This window comes from Crinalium epipsammum PCC 9333 (assembly GCF_000317495.1).
In the GTDB taxonomy this organism is placed as follows: Bacteria; Cyanobacteriota; Cyanobacteriia; order Cyanobacteriales; family PCC-9333; genus Crinalium; species Crinalium epipsammum.
In genome coordinates, this window is sequence record NC_019753.1 from 1777635 (window position 1) to 1798584 (window position 20950).

Annotated in this window: 18 protein-coding genes; 9 read left to right on the plus strand and 9 right to left on the minus strand. The window is 39.2% G+C overall.

Annotated elements, in window-relative coordinates; all coding sequences use genetic code 11:
• Window positions 1-37 precede the first annotated feature (37 nt).
• The 3 genes from CRI9333_RS07615 (at window position 38) to CRI9333_RS07625 (ending at window position 3391) form a co-directional block, all read left to right on the plus strand.
• On the plus strand, window positions 38-817 hold the full coding sequence (locus tag CRI9333_RS07615; RefSeq protein ID WP_015202584.1) for an S-layer homology domain-containing protein: 780 nt from the start codon (window positions 38-40) through the stop codon (window positions 815-817).
• A 107-nt stretch (window positions 818-924) separates the two neighbouring features.
• Window positions 925-2823 (plus strand): WG repeat-containing protein, encoded by a 1899-nt coding sequence (locus CRI9333_RS28320; protein WP_015202585.1) that lies wholly within the window; start codon window positions 925-927, stop codon window positions 2821-2823.
• 100 nt (window positions 2824-2923) lie between these two features.
• Window positions 2924-3391 carry a hypothetical protein gene (locus CRI9333_RS07625; RefSeq protein WP_041225983.1) on the plus strand — a complete coding sequence of 156 codons (468 nt, stop codon included), beginning with the start codon at window positions 2924-2926 and terminating at the stop codon, window positions 3389-3391.
• Window positions 3392-3501: 110 nt separating this feature from the next.
• Here the strand turns inward: CRI9333_RS07625 and CRI9333_RS07630 are convergent, their stop codons facing one another.
• From CRI9333_RS07630 to recN, 5 genes are all read right to left on the minus strand, one after another.
• Entirely contained in the window at window positions 3502-3831 is a 330-nt protein-coding gene (locus tag CRI9333_RS07630; protein WP_015202587.1) for a type II toxin-antitoxin system PemK/MazF family toxin, read from the minus strand.
• The gene (locus CRI9333_RS07635) at window positions 3818-4006 is read right to left on the minus strand and encodes a hypothetical protein (protein WP_015202588.1); all 189 of its coding nucleotides are present in this window, start codon (window positions 4004-4006) and stop codon (window positions 3818-3820) included. The genes CRI9333_RS07630 and CRI9333_RS07635 overlap by 14 nt, the downstream gene beginning before the upstream one ends.
• 193 nt (window positions 4007-4199) lie before the next feature.
• On the minus strand, window positions 4200-4514 hold the full coding sequence (locus tag CRI9333_RS07640) for a hypothetical protein (RefSeq protein ID WP_015202589.1): 315 nt from the start codon (window positions 4512-4514) through the stop codon (window positions 4200-4202).
• 131 nt (window positions 4515-4645) lie between these two features.
• Window positions 4646-4867, minus strand: a complete 222-nt coding sequence (locus CRI9333_RS07645; protein ID WP_015202591.1) for an antitoxin family protein — start codon at window positions 4865-4867, stop codon at window positions 4646-4648.
• Window positions 4868-4968: 101 nt separating this feature from the next.
• Window positions 4969-6738, minus strand: a complete 1770-nt coding sequence (gene recN, locus CRI9333_RS07650; RefSeq protein WP_015202592.1) for a DNA repair protein RecN — start codon at window positions 6736-6738, stop codon at window positions 4969-4971.
• A 201-nt stretch (window positions 6739-6939) separates the two neighbouring features.
• On the opposite strand from recN, the gene CRI9333_RS07655 reads away from it, so the two are divergent.
• On the plus strand, window positions 6940-9000 hold the full coding sequence (locus CRI9333_RS07655; protein WP_015202593.1) for an ABC1 kinase family protein: 2061 nt from the start codon (window positions 6940-6942) through the stop codon (window positions 8998-9000).
• A 71-nt stretch (window positions 9001-9071) separates the two neighbouring features.
• Here CRI9333_RS07655 and CRI9333_RS07660 read toward each other — a convergent pair whose 3' ends face one another.
• The 4 genes from CRI9333_RS07660 to CRI9333_RS07675 all read right to left on the minus strand — a co-directional run bounded on the left by CRI9333_RS07660 (window position 9072) and on the right by CRI9333_RS07675 (window position 16120).
• A complete protein-coding gene (locus CRI9333_RS07660; RefSeq protein WP_015202594.1) occupies window positions 9072-10901 on the minus strand; it encodes an iron uptake porin in 1830 nt (609 codons plus the stop codon).
• A 498-nt stretch (window positions 10902-11399) separates the two neighbouring features.
• Entirely contained in the window at window positions 11400-12530 is a 1131-nt protein-coding gene (locus CRI9333_RS07665; RefSeq protein WP_015202595.1) for a CO2 hydration protein, read from the minus strand.
• Between the two features lie 13 nt (window positions 12531-12543).
• Entirely contained in the window at window positions 12544-14052 is a 1509-nt protein-coding gene (locus tag CRI9333_RS07670) for an NADH-quinone oxidoreductase subunit M (RefSeq protein WP_015202596.1), read from the minus strand.
• 202 nt (window positions 14053-14254) lie between these two features.
• Window positions 14255-16120, minus strand: a complete 1866-nt coding sequence (locus tag CRI9333_RS07675) for an NAD(P)H-quinone oxidoreductase subunit F (RefSeq protein WP_015202597.1) — start codon at window positions 16118-16120, stop codon at window positions 14255-14257.
• Window positions 16121-16877: 757 nt separating this feature from the next.
• Between CRI9333_RS07675 and CRI9333_RS07680 the strand changes: the two genes are divergently transcribed.
• From CRI9333_RS07680 to CRI9333_RS07700, 5 genes are all read left to right on the plus strand, one after another.
• On the plus strand, window positions 16878-17186 hold the full coding sequence (locus CRI9333_RS07680; RefSeq protein ID WP_015202598.1) for a carbon dioxide-concentrating mechanism protein CcmK: 309 nt from the start codon (window positions 16878-16880) through the stop codon (window positions 17184-17186).
• Between the two features lie 97 nt (window positions 17187-17283).
• The gene (locus CRI9333_RS07685) at window positions 17284-17625 is read left to right on the plus strand and encodes a carbon dioxide-concentrating mechanism protein CcmK (RefSeq protein WP_015202599.1); all 342 of its coding nucleotides are present in this window, start codon (window positions 17284-17286) and stop codon (window positions 17623-17625) included.
• A gap of 99 nt (window positions 17626-17724) precedes the next feature.
• Window positions 17725-18027, plus strand: a complete 303-nt coding sequence (locus CRI9333_RS07690) for a EutN/CcmL family microcompartment protein (protein WP_015202600.1) — start codon at window positions 17725-17727, stop codon at window positions 18025-18027.
• 189 nt (window positions 18028-18216) lie between these two features.
• Entirely contained in the window at window positions 18217-19869 is a 1653-nt protein-coding gene (locus CRI9333_RS07695) for a ribulose bisphosphate carboxylase small subunit (protein ID WP_015202601.1), read from the plus strand.
• A 122-nt stretch (window positions 19870-19991) separates the two neighbouring features.
• Window positions 19992-20624 (plus strand): hexapeptide repeat-containing transferase, encoded by a 633-nt coding sequence (locus CRI9333_RS07700; protein WP_015202602.1) that lies wholly within the window; start codon window positions 19992-19994, stop codon window positions 20622-20624.
• The last annotated feature ends 326 nt before the right edge of the window (window positions 20625-20950 follow it).

Here is a 20950-nt window from a genome sequence, read left to right on the forward strand (position 1 = left end):
CTTTTATAAAAGAATAAGCGATCGCACCAGGATCTCTATGACAAATCATCTCATCTTTACTGATATTCAAAACCATTGGGCAAGAGATTGTATTGTCGCTGCTACCGCGCGCAATATATTTCGAGGCTACCGAGATGGTACATTTCGCCCTGATGAACCTGTAAGTCGGGCTGAATTCGCTGTAATTTTAGACACAGCATTACCTAAACTAGAACGATTACGCCCTAGCACAATCTTTCTAGATGTACTTAGCAACCATTGGGCTGCAAAAGCAATTCAAGCAGTATATCAGGCAAATTTTCTTTCCGGCTATCGCAACCGTTTGTTTAAACCCAACCAACCGATACCCCGTGTGCAAGTAATAGCCGCGTTAGCTTCAGGGCTAAACTATGGAGTCAGCATTAATCCCAGCGATACCTTAAAAAAGTATTTTGATGATCGAGACCAAATTCCGAGTTATGCTGTTCGAGCGATCGCAGCCGCAACTGAAAGGCGAATAATTGTTAACTACCCCAAGATCAAACGCTTACAGCCTAACAAAAACGCCACTAGAGGGGAAATAGCAGCCTTTATTTGCCGAGTTTTAAAAATTCCGGCTGTGCCATACAAGTATATTCCTGGTATGGAATTTGTTGTTATTCAGCCACAATTTGATGCAGCAGATAGCTTTTCTGAAGGAATGGCACAAGTAAAAATTGGTAATAAATGGGGATATATTGACAAAACTGGCAAGTTAGTGATTTCACCCCAATTTGAAGAAGCTAATGCTTTTTCAGCAGGTTTGGCACTGGTAAAATCCACAATTAAATCTACATAAAAGCTATAAAAATTACGCATTTTACCAAATATTTAAGCTTTGGGGACTGGTGATTAGTGACGTAGGAATTAGCCTTAATTACCACGTTTAATTTATGGAGATGTGTAATGGAAATTCGCGGTATTTGGCTTACTACTACAGCTAGTCAAGTTCTTAACTCCAAGCAAAACATTGCCTCAGCAATGGATTTTCTTGCTCAAACAGGATTCAATGTAGTATTTCCGGTTGTTTGGAATAATGGAGTAACAACTTATCCCAGCCGAGTGATGCGCGAAACCTTTGGAATCGAAATTAACCCACAATTCAAAGGTAGAGATCCTTTAGCAGAATTAATCGTTGAAGCACGTCGAGTTGGGATTGCAGTTATTCCTTGGTTTGAATATGGATTTGCTAGTTCTTATAGTCGCAATGGTGGTGAAATCATTGCTAAAAAACCAGAATGGGCAGCCCGTGATTATGCTGGGAATTTATTATCTAAAAATGGCTTTGAGTGGCTAAATGCTTTTGATATTGACGTTCAAAACTTTTTATTAAGTTTATTTTTAGAAGTAGTTAAAAACTATGAAATTGCGGGAATTCAAGGTGATGATCGCTTTCCCGCTTTACCAAGTGAAGGCGGTTATGATCTCAAAACAGTTGAGCTATATCGTCAACAATTTAATCAGCTTCCTCCTCAAGATTCTCAAGATCCACAATGGTTACAATGGCGGGCGGATATTCTTTCTAATTTTTTAACTCGCTTATATCAAGAAGTTATTAATATCAATCCTAATTTAATAATTTCTATGGCTCCGAGTGCTTATCCTTGGGGTTTGCAAAATTATCTCCAAGATTCTCAAAGTTGGGTAGAGCTTGGGCTAGTCGATTTGATTCATCCTCAATTATATCGCTATGATTTTGAAAGTTACAAAAAAGATATAGATCGAGTTTATTCTAATCAATTTACCAGCCAACAGTTACCCCACCTTATTCCTGGTATTCTTTTAAAAGAAGCAACACATCAAATTAATCCCGATGATTTAGTTCAGGCGATCGCATATAATCGTTCTCTTGGCATACAAGGAGAAATATCATTCTTCTATGAAGCTTTGCGAGAAGACAACGATGCCTTAGCTAAAATTTTAAGATCTGATATTTACTCGCAATCTCCTGGTAAATTTGACGTTAAAGCAATTAAAAAATATGGTTTCACTTCTAAAAGAATTGGCGGTAATTATACTTATATAAATAAGTCTCAACAAGTTGCTATTCAAACAAAATTTGATGAACTTGAGCCTTTTTCTGAAGGAATGGCGCAAGTAAAAATGGGTTATAAATGGGGATATATTGATAAGACAGGTAAACTTGTCAGTAGATTACAGTTCGATCAGTCCCAACCTTTTTCTGAAGGTTTCGCTTTAGTAGCAATTAAACAAAAATATGGATATATAGATAAAAAAGCAAAGTTAATAACTGCACTGCAATTTGATGATGCCAAATCTTTTTCACAAGGAATGGCTGCTGTAAAAATTGTTGACAAGTGGGGATATATTAATACTACAACTAAATTGGTAATACAGTTACAATTTAATGATGCCAAATCTTTTTTACAAGGAATGGCTGCTGTAAAGATTAATGATAAATGGGGTTATATTGATAAAGTAGGTAGTATAATAATTAAACCCCAGTTTGATGATGCTATGCAATTCTCGGAAAACTTAGCCCTAATCAAAATGGGTAATAAATTAGGGTTTATAGATCAAACGGGAAAAATTGTTATCGAACCCCAATTTTATGAAGCTGATTCTTTTTCAGAAAAGTTAGCTGCTGTGAAGATGGGTGGCAAGTGGGGATATATTAATAAATCTGGTAACTTTATAATTAACCCAGAATTTGATTTTGCTAAACCTTTTTCTGAGGGGATAGCAGTAGTTAATAATGGCGGTGAGTGGCAGCAAAGCCCAGATAAAAAAACTTCGTATTTTAGCGGTGGTAAGTGGGGATATATTCGGAATTTATTGAATTAATTGCAGTAATTATTGATGATGATTATTTTTGCTAATATACCAATTGAGAACAGCCTAATTTTTGGATAAATACTGAATTGCAGCCAAGTTGATAAATATGATGGAAAAACCGTTAGATCCTACTATTTCCCTAGAAATTTCTCAACAAATCAAAAGTAAAGCTAAATCTCCTTATAAAAATGCTCATAAAGCAGTATTATTGATTGAGGGAGCAATTTATGTCCAAGGATTTATCGCCTTTGCTGGCGCACCCTACAAACCTGTGGAGCATAGTTGGTTAGAGCTTAAAGATCGCATTGCCGATCCTACTTTGCCACATTTAGAGAAGAATCCCGAAGAAATTTGGTATTTTCCAGCGCAACGTCTGACGGTGAAGCAACTGAAAGCCGCGTTAGAGGAAGCGCAAGAAGATTATCCAGAAGATGAGCCGCTACCTGTTTATGGTGATGCGCCTTATGAGTATTATGGCGATTTGATGTTAGGAGGTAGGGAGTATCAAAATGCTTATTTAGAGGCTGAAGCTAAGTGTCAAGAGTTGAATAAGCCTAAAAGTCAAAAGCCTAAATAATTATTAATTTCAGCACGGTTATAGGTAATAATAACTACGCTCATCTATCCGTGCTGGCATGGCATTGATCATTATGATCCCATGCTGGAAATTATTTATGTACATAATAATTAAAATTTAGGTTTGATATAGGTATCCCAAATCATCTTTATTTGCTGTGCATCAGTATCAGAAATAGTCCCGACTTTCGCAAGAAATAAGGATTTCTCTAAGCAGTCCAAACGAGATAACCGCACTGTTGAAGCAACTCGCAATCCACTACTTGACCAATCTTGTAATAGTACATCTGTAACAGTACGGGGTTGTGCAGATGTTACTACCGCACAAACAGCATCTTCTCCATCTAGCCAAAGGATTAAAACGGGTCTTTTTTTGCTAGAATTACCAGTGGTAAAAGGAATATTTGCTACCCAAAATTCGCCTGCATTAATAGTCGTCATATAATCCTTCATCTTCGACGGTATAGCCGTTTAAAAAGGCAGTATGCTCTCGAATTTGTGCAGGTTGTAGAATAATAACTTTTACTTCTTGATCTGGATTGAACTCCTGTTGATATTCTTCAGGAAGTTGGATAAATCCTTTATTGATTTTGGTTTGAAATTCTCTAGCAAACATAATGAATATTATGAGGGATAAAATAAAATTTTATCCCAACTTACCTAACTAATACCAAATTCATAAAATAGTGCTACACATAAATTATCCCCCGCGCATCGCCCATAAATTGGTGGACTTCGATAAAACTCAGGGACACACTATTTTTTTTTATAACACAATCGAAGTTTTCTATTTATAAATGTTATATTTTTTAAATTATGTATTTCGTAATAACATTTGTTACAATTGAAATAAAATTAACCTTGCTAATTTCTTTATGTATGTCAATGGATTCATCTAGTCGTGGTACCGCATGAGTTTTTAAATAATCCCAATCATGCTCGATCTCAGAAATATCGTTTGAGTTAGCTATTTCCATTCTATTTTCTCTCATAAGAATTCTATATTTGTAAAGCCAAACTGGAAAACCGATCTTGTGTTCCTGCATTATAAAATAAGAATTTTGTCTAATATTGTTCCAAAAAGCTAGTCCACCAGCCGTAGTAATTGGTTTTCTAAAACTCATAAATTAGCACCCTCTTTTTTATTTATGTACAAAAAACTAACTTTGGTTAACAATACTACAGCCTTTTGATGATTGGAATCTGAAGGTACAACACTAGCAAACCAAGCACCTGTATCAACAAAAATCATAAACTATTTATCATACAAAATTTGATCGTGATTTTTACCATCAAAAGAATCTGTTTTTCCCTCTAAAGGAAGTTCAGCAATCTTTTGTAAAATTTCTAAGGATTTTTTGGGTTGAGAATGATTGTCTAGAGAAATAATAATTACTTGTACTTTACTGCCTTCTTCTAGTGTTATGGGTTGTGATAATCTCAATATTCCTTGCTCATAAGTAGCTTCTATTAGCATAGAATTTATCCTCAAGTGCTGAGTATTTTAATTCTAACAACATCTTTCAAATTTCAAACAGTGCTGTTCTATTCTGACTTCGGAATTTTAACTTCTGGGTTCTATTTATCTGTTTTCATCTGCGTTTTCTTTAACTGAAATTGCTTGAGCAAAGATTCAGCAAACGCCGTTGCTTCCTGGGATGATTTACCACCAGCAAGTTGAGCCAATTCTTCACGACGGGTAAGGTGAGTATCTAAAATACTTACACGCACAACAGTACGAACTTCTGGTAATTCCTCTGCTACTGCACCGTTGCTATTTACTTTACCGTTACTCTGTGCAACTACCTGTTTATCTACCCTAAAATGATTATCTGCCATTGCAGCAACTAATGGTTGGTGGGTAACACATAAAACTTGATGCCCCCGACTGAGTTGGTGGAGCTTATCTGCGATCGCTTGTGCTACTCTTCCAGATACACCCACATCAATCTCATCAAATATTAATGTAATCGGAACATCAACTTGAGAAAAACAAGATTTTAATGCTAGTAAAAAGCGGCTCATTTCCCCACCAGAAGCCGTTGCAGCTAAAGGTTGGAGTTTTTCACCAGGATTGGGACTAAAGTAAAATAACACTGTATCCGCCCCTGTGGCGGTGGGAGAACAAGGTGTAATTACTACTTCAAATTGCACTTTGTCCATTGCTAAAGGTTTAAGTTCTGCTACCAACTTTTGCCCTAAATTATCAGCAGCATATCTTCGTAGTTTTGTTAACTCTTGACAAGCTTGATTTAAACTTTCTTGACACGCTTGATAGTGTTTTTCTAAATCTTCTAAAGATTGACCACCGCAATTTAATTCGCTAAGTTCTGCTTGTAATTTGTGATAATAAGCGATCGCTTCAGCTAAAGTAGGACCATACTTGCGACAAATTTGTTTAAGTGTGCGGATACGTTCTTCAACCTCACTCAAACGCTGAGGATCTGCTTCTAGTTGATCGCCATAAGCATTAATCTCACGTCCTGCTTCTATAACTTGCGCTAAAGCAGCACTGACAATATCCGAAATTGATTGCAACTCAGTATCATAAGTCACCATATCAGTTAAAGTAGCGTCAGCTTGACCGAGTAAGTCAGCCGCAGCAACTTCACCCGCGTCATTTTGATAAAGTGCTTGATAAACTTTATAACTTAGTTGTTGTAGTTCTACTACATGACTCAGGCGTTGCCGTTCATGCTCAAGCTGTTCTAATTCATCTGCTTCATTCAGGCTTGCAGTTTCCAATTCTTTAGTTTGATATTCCAGCAAATCCAATCTTTGCAAACGTTGCTGTTCCGAATGTCGGCGCTTTTCTAATTCTTGTAAAGCTGTTTGACAAATAGCATATTTAGCTCCTACAATCTCCCTCTGTTGGATGATGTCGGAACCACCATAAAGATCAATTAATTGCCGTTGAATTGCTGGCGCGGTTAATTGTACAGTTTGACCTTGAGCAGTAATTTCTACAGTGCGATCGCGCAATTGATCCATCAGTTGTCGATTTACCAGTATGCCGTTGACACGCGACCGCGATCGTAAACTACCCTGAGAAACAGCAATTTCGCGAGAACAAATAATGATCGAGTCATCAAGTAAATCTATTTCTTGCGTACTCAGCCACTCCGCCACAGACTGATCTACCTTGAATGTAGCTTCAACCATTGCGCGATTTGCACCAGTACGGATTAATCGACTGCTGACTTTACCACCCAAAGCGACATCAAGAGCATCGAGGATAATTGATTTTCCAGCACCAGTTTCACCTGTCAAGACATTTAGACCAGCACCAAACTCTAGCTGTAACTGGTCAATCAAGGCAAAGTTTTCAATCCGTAAAGCAGCAAGCATGGAGCTAAATTTACCTTGAGGGTAGAGCTAAATCACTAGCAGATCAAATTATAAACGGTGTAGATGTTTCGTTATGTGTGCTTTCTTGCGGCTACGCCAAGACCCAGTTTGTTTATTGCAAGACCTAAACCCACACCTACCGACGTACTAACTTAGCAGTTCTAAATTGTTACAATACTTAACAACGTCGCTTTCAAGCTTATGAATTCTAGCAAAGCCTCCCCAGCATCACTCAGGTTTGATGACGACTTGACCGTGATGGATAATTCGGTTGATTCACTAAATATGGAGTCGGTAGAAACAGTAGTAGTTGACTCATTCGCCCCAACATCGAATCAACTAAAATTAGCGCGGGTAATTGCCTCGAAAGACTCACCCGCAGGTATGCGTTACGACCCAATTGTGATTGACGAGTATTATCGGCAACAGCCATTGAAAGTCTGGGGGCGCTTGTTAAAGATTATCTTACCGTTTATGAGTTTTGGGCTAGGTTTGTGGTGGGATAAACAAACCAAGCGTCTTGCTCAAAATCAACCTCGTCGAGCCAGCCAGATTAGAGAAATATTAACTAAATTGGGACCTGCTTATATTAAAGTGGGGCAGGCACTTTCGACGCGCCCAGACTTAGTACCGCCTGCTTATTTAGAAGAATTAACTCATCTACAAGACCAGTTACCGCCATTTCCTAATGAGATAGCTTACCAATATATTGAAGAAGAATTAGGCGATCGCCCAGAGGAAATTTACGCCGAATTGACTCCGCAACCAGTAGCCGCAGCATCTTTGGGGCAAGTATATAAAGGTAAATTAAAGACAGGGGAAACAGTAGCGGTAAAAGTACAGCGTCCAGGTTTAGCACAAGCGATCGCACTAGACGTTTACATCTTACGAAACCTTGCTGGTTGGGCTCAAAAGAATATCAAGCAAGTACGCAGTGACTTAGTGGCAATTATGGATGAATTTGCCACCCGCATCTTTGAAGAAATGGATTATGTCAACGAAGGACATAACGCCGAGCGGTTTGCTAAACTGTATGGTCACATTCCTGAGATTTATATTCCCCACATCTATTGGGAATATACAGGCACTCGCGTCTTAACAATGGAGTGGATCAACGGTACTAAATTAACCAACATCCCATCACTTCAAGAACAAGGAATAGACGCAGCCCATTTAGTTGAAGTCGGCGTACAGTGTTCTTTACGACAACTATTAGAACATGGTTTTTTCCATGCCGATCCTCACCCTGGTAACTTATTAGCTACTACTGATGGTAAGTTAGCTTATCTCGACTTTGGCATGATGAGTCAAGTCAAGCCTTATCAACGCTATGGTTTATTAGAAGCAGTTGTTCACTTAGTAAACCGTGACTTTGAAGGATTGGCGCGTGATTATGTCAAACTGGAATTTTTAACACCAGACACAGATTTAACGCCGATTATTCCCGCATTTGCTGATGTCTTCGGTAACGCTTTAGGAGCAAGTGTTGCTGAACTTAACTTCAAAAGTATTACCGATCAATTATCAGCTTTAATGTATGAATATCCTTTCCGAGTACCAGCGTATTACGCCTTAATTATTCGCTCTCTGGTTACTCTAGAAGGAATTGCGATCAATATTGATCCTAACTTCAAAGTTTTAAGTAAAGCTTATCCTTATGTTGCCCGACGTTTATTAACAGATCCCTCTCCAGACTTACGAGCATCTCTGCAAGATCTCTTATTTAAAAATGGCAGTTTCCGGTGGAATAGATTAGAAAACTTGTTGAAAAATGCTAGTAATAGTGATGGCTTTGACATCAACCAAGTTTTAAATCAAACCCTGGAATTTTTGCTTTCTGAAAGGGGTGCTTTTATCCGGTATCAATTAGCTGATGAAATCATCAAATCTGTAGATACTTTTGGACAAAGTACTCTTCACAACTTAACTTATTATTTCCAGAAGGGCGTGGGGTTATCAACTAACCAAAAGCCTTTAGCAACAGAAAAATCTCAGACGTTAATACATATAAAACAAATTTGGCAAATTTTGCAAGAAACTCCTGGTTTTGATGCTTTGGCATTCTTACCAAAAATTCCGCAGTTGTTGTTAAAACCAGAAACGCAAAATTTGGGTAAACAAATTGCTGGTGGTTTAGCGCAGCGAGTAGCAGCGCGGTTAATTCGGGAACTATTATTACAAGAAACTCCCCAAGAGGCGACACAAAATGGTCACAAGCCATCATCGGCGCGTCGTTTAGCTTTGTCGCCTGTGAATCGTTAATTTTCTAGCGGATTTAATGTTTAAGGAATAAAAAAGCCCAATTGTATGGGCTTTTTATTCTTTCAATTATTTTAAAAATTTAACTGTGTACGCATACTACCAACAAATACCGTAGGATTATCATCAAAGTTGTTAATGTTGCCAATCACATACAAGCTTGGAACTAAGGCTATATTACGAGCCAAAGGATAAAAGTAATTTGCTTCAATTTCATACTGAGTACCTCCATTCCCAGCACCAGAAGCTAAAAACTGACGACCTGACTTAACATCAAATGGTATGACAAAGGAGAGCGTACCTAATGCCCCTTGCTTACCCAAATCTGGAAAAGCTAGTCCAGCTTGAATATTTTGGGCATTGATATCTCCACTAAGTCTTCCAGGTTTTACTGGATCTATTTCGGTAGTTGAATAGTAATAACGCCCGAATATTCCAAAGCGCCTATTAATTAACCAATCGAAATTAACCCCAAAGGTATCAGCCGTAGCATCATTAACAGCTTCACCAAATCCATCATCAGCTATACCAATTATCGGCTTACTAGCAATTAAACCAAATATTGGATTGAGATGAGAACGTTGGTAAAGTAAGCGAATATTAGCAGTTTGGGTAGGTTTAAAGGTCAATTCAGCAGTAATTGTATGAGTACCATTAAATAAACCCTTGCTTGGGTCAGCCGCTGGACGAGGACCAGGTAAAAATTCAAGGCTCTCTGCTAAATATCCAGCATGAAGTTCCAATTGCTTATTGATGTTCCACTCAACTACCGCCCCAGCGCCACGTATAGTTGAGCTTACAAAAGTACTAGCGGGAGAATTAAAACTAGATGTCCCATTAATAGGTATTGTAAAACGGTTGAAGTCAAAGTGATAAACCGAGTTAACCCTTGGTCCAACTGTTAGTCGTACAGATTCATTAACTGGGAAAGTATAGAATAATTCACGAATAACCACATCAGTCTGACCAGTGTTTGGACCAGAAGTTTGCTCAAAAAAAGGACTGCCTACTGAGTTAAATAAGCCTGCTGAAACAAACTGGTTTGCTGGAGAATTGCCATTACCCGCAGCTAGTGTAGTTACTAAAACATCTTTACCCGTAAATGATGTGTTAAGTGAAAGCCATAGTAAATTACTAAAGGTCGTGCTACCATTATCTATTTTTCTTACTATCGGCTTATTATTAGAATCACGAAGGATAAATGGTGGTAAAGCACTACTACCTTCTGCTTTTACCGAATCACCAACAGTAGCACCTGTAAGGGTAAAAACAGCTAAACCGTTGAGTTTAGTAGTTGTAGAAAATTGATTAGTTCCTAGTTCAGCAGTACGTGCCTCCAAACTACCTATACGAGTAGTCAAGGAACGTAGTTCAGTGGCAAAGTCGTCTTGTAACTTTTTGATGGTAGCTAAATCTTGTTGAGGAACTGAGTCAGGTTTAGCAACTCCAATTAATTGGGTAATTTTATTTAAACAACTGTTTAAACCAGAGGCAAATTCATAACGTGTTAATGCTTCATTACCACGAAATCTGCGATCGCCTGATACAGAAATACATTGGTAGCGTTCAATTAGCGATCGCAATGCTTGATATGCCCAGTCAGTAGGTTGCACATCAGATAATTCTGATACAGAATTTATTTGTTCAAGCCCATTGTTATTAGGCAAAACTTCGTCTTTACCCGCCTGAGCTTGATCTGTCAAACCATCGGCGGAATTTGAATTGATTAATGGCTTTTGATCAGACTTAACATTGTTGGCTGCTTGTACAAAAGATTGATTGGTATCTGAAAACGCTTCAATATTTTGTTCATCTTCTTTAGCGATCGCTACTTCTAAGAAAATAAATTGGAAAACCAAGATAGCCAAACTACTAAACCATGCGTGCCGACAAAATTTTTGCATTGCTTTAGAGGATAAAATAAATCCTTGTAAATCCTAATGACCCTTACTATTTACAGCTATAGAATTAACTCAAACACAAAAGATTTTGCTCAGTACAACTTTTAAATCAAACTACTTTTTACAGTAAAATTTATCTAAAGTTGGTTATAAGCATTTTCTTCTAATTTAATTGCACCCTAATCAATTTACTTTTTAGAGTCCCTTATGTATTTAATACTTCTCAAACAAAAGCTAATCAGGATAAGTTTTGCCCATTTATAAAATATGGACATAACGTTTTATTAAATATGATTAAATTAATTTACTTTTAAGCTTTGTTCACAAAGCAGTTATGCTATATGAATGAAGACTTAATAAACTACTTTAGAAGTAGCAATTCAATATTTTTTGAGCTTAGATATTGTGGTGAATTCTCAAATTAACTTATTTGAGCGTGAGAAGAGTGGAAGCGACATATTAATGAGATTTATAATGTCACTTCCAAAGCTTATGAAATAATTAACTATTGACTGTATCCAAGCGTGAAGATGCTAATCTATTCAACCAGCCTTCTAAGTAAACTTGGTTAGCTTGTTGTTGAGAGCTATTAGTTGTATTGATCGGATAAGGTGCGAGTCCCAAGATAGCAGCAGTAGTCACGCAAAACATTGACTTTTGGAAACTGATGCAAATTTGTACGCGCAAATCATCTTCTCCGCGAAGAGTAGCACTATAAAATTTGTGCAGGTAGTCCGGTAGATAGTGGCGCATATCCTGCATTAGCAAGGTGGGTGGAATTCCAGCACCACCGATGGGTAATGGATCGGCATATAATGCACCGTATTCAAATCTATTCAGTTCTGGAGAAATTTGTTGAGCTTGAGCGTTGTATGAAACTGTACCTGGGAATGGCGTACCTCTGAAGAAAACAGCTTCTACATAAGGGACGGCTGTATCTTTCAGGAAAGTTAAACCAGCAGACTCAGGAATGATTTCATATTCCTGATGGTTAATGTTTACCTTATAGGTAATTGGTGTGTTGGCGGCAGCAACTAAACCATCTAGAATATGCTGAACGACATCAGGGATAGAGGTAATTTCTTGGCGATCGTACTTATCTGATAAGGTAAGAAACATTTCGCTCATTACGTCCCAGAATTGACCCAGAGCGCTGTAATAAGCTTGTTGACGCACTTGTTCGGGTAAAAACTCTGGAAAAATGCTGCTTAATGCTCTGATGGGGAAGTTGTTTTTAATTTTAGCTTGGATGGCTGGTTGCGATCGCTCAAAAAACTCCTCTGAATCTAAGTAATCATCCAAACCACCGCCACCATGCCACATCATAGTTTTCATGCAGTATTCAGCATACTCAAAATTGATGCGGTCATGCCCCCAATGGTGTAATAACTTATCTAAAGTAACTTCGCCATTGAAGTACTTAAAAAAGGGAAAAAGTTCTAAAAATTGATGGTCAGCAATGTAGATGAGATTTTTGTAGTACGCATCCAGCACCACACCATAACTTTTCAGAATGCCGACAACTTCTAGCAAGTTATCTGGAGTATCAGGAAGTAGCGCCCCCCCAGAGATTAAGTGCTGAATATACTTAGACATTGGGTGAGTGGAAGATTTTAACCTAGTGCTTGTCATTGCAAAGAACACCTTAAGGGAGATTTTCAGAACTGCTAACTACACTCATTACGTGCGCTATCGCACTCGATTTTGCCATCATTGCCGTCATTGTTGGTTCACTCCAACGCAGTAACCAATTCGGCTGTAATCCAAAAGCCACGATCAGCACAGCTAAAATGATCGCAGGTATCCGGTCTGACCACTGTACAGGAGGCAAATTTTCGACTTGTGGAGAAAGCCGTCCAAAAAATGCCCGATTAACCAACAGTAAAAAGTAAACTGCGGTTAAACCTATACCAATCATAGATAGCAGCGTTTGAGTGGGAAAAATTGGGTAACTACCCCTAAAAATCAAGAATTCCGAAATAAAACCCACCATCCCAGGGATACCTGCACTAGCCATTACCCCTAAAACCATCAGACTACCAATCATGGGTAAGCCTCGTTCTGGATTGAGTAAACCCTCAAGCGCATCCAAATCGCGAGTCTTTGCCTTTTTGTAAACCACACCTACCAGCAAGAATAACATTGCTGAGATTAAGCCGTGACTAACCATTTGGAAGACTGCGCCAACAAGACTTAAGGGAGTTGCAGCAGCAGCAGCTAATAAAATATAGCCCATGTGACCAACAGAGCTATAAGCGACCATTTTTTTGATATCTTTTTGAGCGATCGCATTAAATGCGCCATACAATACACTCACTACCGCCCAACTAGCCAACCAAGGAGCTACAACTGCCCAAGCTTCAGGAAATAACCCTAATCCAAACCTGAGTAAACCATAAGTTCCCAACTTCAATAGCACACCAGCCAACAATACAGAAATTGGCGTTGAAGCTTCAACGTGAGCATCAGGTAGCCACGTATGGAAAGGAACTAAAGGAATTTTTATGCCAAATCCTATTAACAACCCTGAAAGCAGTAATAACTGCGTTGCCAAAGGTAGAGAGGTAGCATATAACTGTTCTAGTTCAAAAGTGCTAGAACCACTAATCAGAACTAACCCAAAGAAAGAAGCTAAAATCAAAATTCCAGAAATAGCTGTATAAATTAGGAACTTTGTTGCAGCATACCCACGACGTTGACCGCCCCAAATAGCAATTAATAGATACAGGGGAATCAGTTCTACTTCGTAAAACAGGAAAAACAGTAGCAAATCCTGCGCGACGAAAGCACCTGTGACACTGGCATTCAATACTAACAGTAAAGCGTAATAGAACCGAGGTCGGTTAATAGACTCCTCTGAACTATAGATGGCAATGCAGGTCAGCAAAGAATTTAATACTATCAACGGCAAAGATAAGCCATCAACACCGAGTTTGTAAGTTAATCCGAGAGATTCAATCCAAGGAATAAATTCAGAAAACTGAAACCCCGCATCTTCTGCTTTAAACTGAAAAGCAATTACTAACGACAAAACAAATAGACCGAGAGTAATAGCTAAAGATATTTGACGGATAACTTTCGATGGAATTGTTTGGGGCAAAACAACCAGAAGTACTGCCGCTAATAGTGGCAACCAAATCAAGGCACTGAGCATAATTTTTGTCCTTTGTCTGAAGAGTGTTTAAACGTTGCGTTCAGATTTCTGCCAACGTTCAAACTTTCCCAATGTTCCCCAATTAATTAGCTATAAAAGCCTATCCGAAAAATTTGTTTGAGGTGAATAAACATCTGTATTAATCTCGTGTTTATCTTTTGGAAAAAATCTCTTCCCAGAACTTCCCGGATAGGTTTTAATATCAAAAAGCAAATGGATCGAATCCTAAAGCTTGTAAAAATGGCCAGCTAAAGATTGCAGTTAGCAAACTAATTCCTAACAGAATAGTCACAATATAAAACTGCGACTGACCTGATCCGATGTATTTCAAACCTTGCCCACTAAAAATAGTAGCTAGACCGACTAAATTAACCGCTCCATCTACTACGTACTGATCTAGCCAAGAATTAAATTTGGACAGTTGCTGAACGACTAAAACGACGCTGACGCGGTAAAGTCGATCAATGTAAAAGTCATAAGCCAATAAGTCTTGCACAAATCTCAAACTTCTTTGCATAGGTCTTGACCAAGTTCTACGCAACTCAAGCACTGCACCCAAGACTGTACCAACTAAACCAGATAACATTAACAAGACAACGGCTGTTCGATTAATATAATTCCAGTCTGGTAACAGAGATAAACTCTGCATCATTAAAGGAACTAACAGCGTAGTAATAGTTAAAGTCACCATTGGCACAGCCATTGTCCAAGGAACTTCCGGCGCTCTTCTAGTTTTTGGCTGAGGTTTTCCTAAAAATGCCAAGCGAAAGACGCGGGTTAAATTAATTGCGGTCAAACAATTAAACAGCAATATAACTGCAACTATCCAAGATTGGCTAGTCCAAAAAGTATCAAGTCCTCTTTCTAAAGCCCAGAAACTACCTAGTGGAGTTAGCCCAATTAATCCTGCTGATCCAACTACAAAGGCGATAGTAGTTGCTGGCATTTTTGACCACAAACCACCCATTTCTGTGAGGTTTTGGTTGCTGGTGGTAGCAATTATGGAACCAACGCTCATAAATAGCAGAGCTTTGGCGAACGCATGAGTAAATAGTACTAACAAAGCAAAATCTGTCCATTGCATTCCTACTGCAATGAATACCAGCCCCAAGAAGGCGCTAGTGGAATGGGATAAAGCTCGCTTAATATCAATTTGTGCGATCGCAACTAACGAAGCACCAATAGCCGTCATAGTACCTATTACTACCAGCGTTGTCAAAGCTAAAGGTGAAATATTCAGAATTGGCTGAAGCTTAATTAGCACATAAGCACCACAGGACACAACCACAGAGTTACGCAGAATTGATGCTGGGTTTGGCCCCTCCATTGCCTCATCTAACCAAAGATGCAAAGGAAACTGAGCGCACTTCCCTATCGGCCCCGCAATCAAAGCTAACCCCAATAAATTAGCTGTCAGAGGTGGCAAATTCGCTGTTTCAGCCCACTCATACAAATCATTAAAATTCAAGCTACCTGCTAGACTGGCTAGTGCTACCACCCCCATCAGCAGCAACACATCTCCTACCCGTTTAGTTAAAAACGCATCTCGCGCTGCTGTCACTACTAACGGTTGAGCATACCAAAAACCAACGAATAAATAGGTAGAAAGGGTAAGTAGTTCTAGCAAACCATAAGTCAAAAACAAAGAATTACTTATTACCAACCCACTCATTGCCCCTTCAAAAAATCCCATCAGCCCAAAAAAGCGGGCTAATGCCCAGTCTTTCTCCATGTATCCCAAAGCAAAGATTTGCGCCAACAAACTTAAACCAGTGATCAATTCCATTGCCCCGACACTCACACCAGAGATGTCTACGGCAAACGATAGGTTTAAATCAGCTACTTGTAACCAATTAAACATCAACTCTTGAGAATCTTGGTTCCATATCGCTCTAAAGACAATTGAGCCATGAATCAACGCCAAGACCGTCATCAACACATTAAAATATGCTGCTGGTCGGGGGCCTGTACGACGGACGATGCCTGTAGACCAAGGTAGAGTCAAAACCGCACCAACTAAGCCATACAAAGGAACCCACCAACTTACATGGGTGAGAAATTCTGTCATTGCATAAAGCCCTTGTTATTTCACCATTAAATTTTTAGCAATTAGCTTTTAGTAATTAGCTTTTAACTGAAGCCTAAAATTGCCATCGGAGGCTTTAAATAAGCATACTAGGCATTTTTTCTTTCCATAACTGAAGTTATGGACAAGTCACCAATTTCTAACCGCTAATAGCTAACCGCTAATAGCTAATTAATTATTGTTGTTTAGCTTAACCTCTAAAGTGGTATAAATTAACATTGGGTAACTACAAAATTTATTAATCATCATCTCAACATCTCCCGATTGATTCTTGACTTTTTAGTATCTTTACCTAACAAAATTCAGTGAATAAAACATGATGTGAAGAACTTATGCAACTAAAAAATCCTGCTTATTGCTTTCTTTAGCTAATTTTAGCAATTTTCATCAGGTAATTGAATTTGCTTCAACGTCCAATCCATAATGTTTACAGCGCATTATTCATCAGGATATTTATACTTTATAAAAAAATTATAAAATATATAATCATTTTTGCAGAAACTCAAGCACATCTGTTCACCAGATTAGCCATTAATTCGGATTGTTAAGTTTTTTTAAATTTTCTCATTTAAAAATATCATAATAATTTATATTGTCAAGTAAGCCTCGGTTCTTTATGCTTAATTATGCAAGGTCAAGAAATACTTCTTGATCTCAAATAATGGGTATTCCCGTCCGAATTTTGCCCACAATCCAAGTTTGGACTAGGTAGTTCACTCATTTAGTAGGAGATAAATTAATGCCGATTGCAGTTGGAATGATTGAAACCAAAGGGTTTCCGGCGGTTGTAGAAGCTGCTGATGCTATGGTGAAAGCTGCCCGTGTTACGCTGGTAGGCTATGAAAAAATCGGCAGTGCGCGTGTGACTGTAATTGTCCGAGGCGATGTCTCCGAAGTGCAGGCATCGGTATCCGCAGGTGTAGACGCAGCTAAACGGGTGAATGGCGGTGAAGTTCTTTCTACCCACATTATCGCGCGTCCTCATGAAAACCTAGAATATGTACTGCCTATTCGTTATAGCGAAGAAGTAGAACAGTTCCGAATGTAGGTTTATATAAAGACTAAAATAATCAAGTCTTTAAACTTGGAACTTTCAAGTTTAAACTCTCCAGTTAAAACAATTTATTCAGCGAAGGAACAAAGGAATGGCAATTGCAGTTGGAATGATCGAAACTTTAGGTTTCCCCGCAGTAGTAGAAGCTGCTGATGCGATGGTAAAAGCTGCTCGTGTAACACTGGTAGGCTATGAGAAAATTGGCAGTGGTCGCGTTACCGTAATCGTTCGGGGAGACGTTTCCGAAGTCCAAGCTTCTGTATCAGCAGGAGTTGAATCTGTTAAGCGAGTTAATGGCGGACAAGTTCTGTCCACTCACATCATCGCGCGTCCTCACGAAAACCTAGAGTATGTACTGCCAATTCGTTACACCGAAGCTGTAGAACAGTTCCGTGAAAGCGTCAGTGGTATTCGTCCGTACAACAGACCATAAAACCCTAAAAGGAAAGCATGAAAGATGAAGCATGAAGCATGAAGAGTGGAACGCAGTTCATACTTCATACTTCACACTTCACCCATCAGCCAATACAAGATGAAAATTGCCAAAGTTCGTGGCACGGTTGTTAGTACACACAAAGAGTCTAGTCTCAGAGGCGTGAAGTTGCTGCTGTTGCAATTTATTGATGAAGAGGGACAGCTATTGCCGGAATATGAAGTAGCTGGCGATCAAGTAGGCGCGGGGTTAGATGAGTGGGTGCTAGTCAGTCGTGGTAGTGCTGCTCGTCAAATTGATGGTAGTGAAAAACGCCCCGTTGACGCGATGGTAGTAGCGATTATTGATACTGTAACACTGGATAATAATCTCTTGTATAGCAAGAAAGAACAGTATCGTTAATCAATGAACAATGAACAATTATTAATTATCAATTCCCTGACAACTTTTGTGCTTGGTTTGAAAGAACAAAATTTTTTTGATTTCATATAACGCATTGGTATTGGGCAAACAAGTTAAAAATTGATAATTGTTAATTGATAATTGTTAATTGATTATTTAGTGATGTTTTAATTAGTGAGGAATTGATTTATGGCTGCCCGCAGTTCTGCGGCTCCACCGACACCCTGGTCAAAAAGCTTGGCACAACCCAAAATTGATGCTTCAGCTTTTGTGCATTCTTTTTCCAACATAATAGGGGATGTCCGAGTTGGCTCTAATGTGATGATTGCCCCTGGAACCTCTATTCGGGCAGATGAAGGCAGTCCTTTCTATATTGGCGCAAGCACCAATATACAGGATGGAGTTGTAATTCATGGTCTCGAACAAGGCAGGGTACTGGGCGATGATGGTCAGGAATATTCTGTCTGGGTTGGCAAGAATGCTTCTCTGACCCACATGGCTTTAATTCATGGTCCCGCATACGTTGGAGATGATTGCTTTATTGGCTTTCGCTCTACTGTGTTTAATGCACGGGTTGGGAAAGGCTGCATTGTAATGATGCACGCACTAATTAAGGATGTGGAGATTCCCCCAGGGAAGTATGTAGCTTCTGGATCAATAATTACTAATCAAAAGCAAGCTGACCGTCTGCCAGACGTGCAGGCTCAAGATACAGAGTTTAGCCGCCATGTTGTAGGCATTAATGAGGCACTCAGGGCTGGTTATATCTGTGCTGAAGATGCTGCCTGTGTAACAGAAGTCCGCGATGAGCCGACTCAACCAAATAAATCAATTAGCCCTAACCCTAAAATTTCTGTTGATAACGATATGTCATTAAGCAACACCACCATTGATCAAGTTCGTAGTTTGTTGGCACAAGGTTGCCGTATTGGTTTAGAGTATGCCGATGACCGCCGCTTCCGTACAAATGCTTGGACAAGTGGTACATCAATCCAAACCCAAAATGCTTCACAGGCACTAGCAACTTTAGAAGATTTCTTGAGTGAACATACTGGGGAATATGTCCGGCTAATTGGAATTGACCCCAAAGCTAAACGTCGGGTAGTTGAGCAAGTTATCCAAAGACCAGACGATAAGCCAGAACCTGCTGGAAATCAGCGCAGCAACGGTAATGGTCGAACAACTGCACCAGCATCAGCATCCAAGAGTTCTACAAACAACGATTTGGCAGATCAAGTACGGAGTTTGTTGGCACAAGGTTGTCGTATTGGTATAGAGTATGCCGATGACCGCCGCTTCCGTAGCAATGCTTGGACAAGTGGTACATCAATCCAAACTCAAAACGCATCCCAGGCTCTCAGTGCCCTAGAAGGTTTTATGGGAGAACATACTGGGGAATATGTCCGGTTAATTGGGATTGATCCTAAAGCCAAGCGTAGAGTAGTTGAGCAAATAATTCAAAGACCAGACGGACCTGTAGTTGCTGCTGCTCCTGCTAATAAGGCTAGTAGCACTACTACTGCTAATCGCTCAAACAGTTCTTCTAATCGCTCAAACAGTTCTTCAAGCTACAAGAGTTCTGTTTTAAGTGACGAAACACTGAAAACAATCAAAGACTTATTAGCTCAAGGCTATAAGATTGGTTCGGAACACGCTGATGCGCGTCGCTTCCGCGTCGGTTCTTGGCACAGTTGTTCTCCGATTGACTCGAATAAACACTCTGAGGTAGTTCCAGCTTTGGAAGCTTGTCTCCAAGAACATAGCGGAGAGTATGTACGTTTAATTGGAATTGACCCCAAAGCCAAGCGCCGCGTCCAAGAGATGATTATTCAAAAGCCTTAGAACAAAAGCGGTAGCTGCTAAAAACTAGGGAAAAGGGGAGCAGTATTTCTCGTAGCAGGAGAAAAATTTGTTGCTGACTCTCCGTTTCCTATTCTCCTCATGTCCTATATTCCCAACGCCTCATGCACTTGCCGCTATTGCAGCCAATCAGCAACAATGATATTTACATAACAGGTGATGTGAGCATTGATGCCAGTGCTGCGATCGCACCTGGGGTAATTATTCAAGCAGATCCAGATAGTAAAGTTATTATTGGTGCTGGTGTTTGCATTGGTATGGGGACAATTCTTCATGCTCACAAAGGCACTCTAGAAGTAGAGGCAGGAGCAACTATCGGGGCTGGTGTTTTAGTAGTAGGCAATGTCAAAATTGCTACTCATGCTTGTATTGGTTCTCTGACAACGATATGGAATGAAACTGTTGCGCCTAATCAATTTGTTGTAGCGGGTTCTCTGATTGGAGATACGGGACGGCAAATTGCCGATTCTACAGAGGTTGTAGCTGAAAATGAATCAGCTACAAATGTAGCAACAGAAGCACAAGAGGAGTTAGCGTCTGTTAATACAAAAGATGCTACTTCCTTAACAGTTCCAGAAAATCAGAACGTAGACGCGGCTGCTCAAAATCCATCTGAATCACCACATATTAATGGTGCTGTTCCCATTTATGGGCAAGCTAGTCTCAACCGATTGTTACATACGCTGTTTCCTCACAATAAATCCCTGAATAGTTTGCCTGAAAACAGTTCTGAGTGACGATAGATAAAACTTACGCAACAAATAAATTCAAAATATTTGCTCTTTAGTTAATAATTACGGCTGCTTTTATCCTTTTGTTCCCTGTATTGTTAATTACAGCTTTAAAAGGCGTAATTTATGAGTATAATAAAATATATTATAATAGTGCTTTGAAGAGATTTTTATCCACAGATAAACACAGATGGACACAGATAAATATAGAGGTTTATTTAGATAAAAAATATTTTTATGATCGGCTTTAAGAGTCTATTATAAAAGTGATTTCAAGATGCTTTAACCGCAGATAAACGCAGATAAATGCAGATGTTTCTTAGGGATTAATT

What these genes read in the sequence shown, in the direction of transcription:
- CRI9333_RS07615 (WP_015202584.1), top strand. Translation starts at nt 38, where the DNA reads ATGACAAATCATCTCATCTTTACTGATATTCAAAACCATTGGGCAAGA.
- CRI9333_RS28320 (WP_015202585.1), top strand. Translation starts at nt 925, where the DNA reads ATGGAAATTCGCGGTATTTGGCTTACTACTACAGCTAGTCAAGTTCTT.
- CRI9333_RS07625 (WP_041225983.1), top strand. Translation starts at nt 2,924, where the DNA reads ATGGAAAAACCGTTAGATCCTACTATTTCCCTAGAAATTTCTCAACAA.
- CRI9333_RS07630 (WP_015202587.1), bottom strand. Translation starts at nt 3,831, where the DNA reads ATGACGACTATTAATGCAGGCGAATTTTGGGTAGCAAATATTCCTTTT.
- CRI9333_RS07635 (WP_015202588.1), bottom strand. Translation starts at nt 4,006, where the DNA reads ATGTTTGCTAGAGAATTTCAAACCAAAATCAATAAAGGATTTATCCAA.
- CRI9333_RS07640 (WP_015202589.1), bottom strand. Translation starts at nt 4,514, where the DNA reads ATGAGTTTTAGAAAACCAATTACTACGGCTGGTGGACTAGCTTTTTGG.
- CRI9333_RS07645 (WP_015202591.1), bottom strand. Translation starts at nt 4,867, where the DNA reads ATGCTAATAGAAGCTACTTATGAGCAAGGAATATTGAGATTATCACAA.
- recN (WP_015202592.1), bottom strand. Translation starts at nt 6,738, where the DNA reads ATGCTTGCTGCTTTACGGATTGAAAACTTTGCCTTGATTGACCAGTTA.
- CRI9333_RS07655 (WP_015202593.1), top strand. Translation starts at nt 6,940, where the DNA reads ATGAATTCTAGCAAAGCCTCCCCAGCATCACTCAGGTTTGATGACGAC.
- CRI9333_RS07660 (WP_015202594.1), bottom strand. Translation starts at nt 10,901, where the DNA reads ATGCAAAAATTTTGTCGGCACGCATGGTTTAGTAGTTTGGCTATCTTG.
- CRI9333_RS07665 (WP_015202595.1), bottom strand. Translation starts at nt 12,530, where the DNA reads ATGACAAGCACTAGGTTAAAATCTTCCACTCACCCAATGTCTAAGTAT.
- CRI9333_RS07670 (WP_015202596.1), bottom strand. Translation starts at nt 14,052, where the DNA reads ATGCTCAGTGCCTTGATTTGGTTGCCACTATTAGCGGCAGTACTTCTG.
- CRI9333_RS07675 (WP_015202597.1), bottom strand. Translation starts at nt 16,120, where the DNA reads ATGACAGAATTTCTCACCCATGTAAGTTGGTGGGTTCCTTTGTATGGC.
- CRI9333_RS07680 (WP_015202598.1), top strand. Translation starts at nt 16,878, where the DNA reads ATGCCGATTGCAGTTGGAATGATTGAAACCAAAGGGTTTCCGGCGGTT.
- CRI9333_RS07685 (WP_015202599.1), top strand. Translation starts at nt 17,284, where the DNA reads ATGGCAATTGCAGTTGGAATGATCGAAACTTTAGGTTTCCCCGCAGTA.
- CRI9333_RS07690 (WP_015202600.1), top strand. Translation starts at nt 17,725, where the DNA reads ATGAAAATTGCCAAAGTTCGTGGCACGGTTGTTAGTACACACAAAGAG.
- CRI9333_RS07695 (WP_015202601.1), top strand. Translation starts at nt 18,217, where the DNA reads ATGGCTGCCCGCAGTTCTGCGGCTCCACCGACACCCTGGTCAAAAAGC.
- CRI9333_RS07700 (WP_015202602.1), top strand. Translation starts at nt 19,992, where the DNA reads ATGCACTTGCCGCTATTGCAGCCAATCAGCAACAATGATATTTACATA.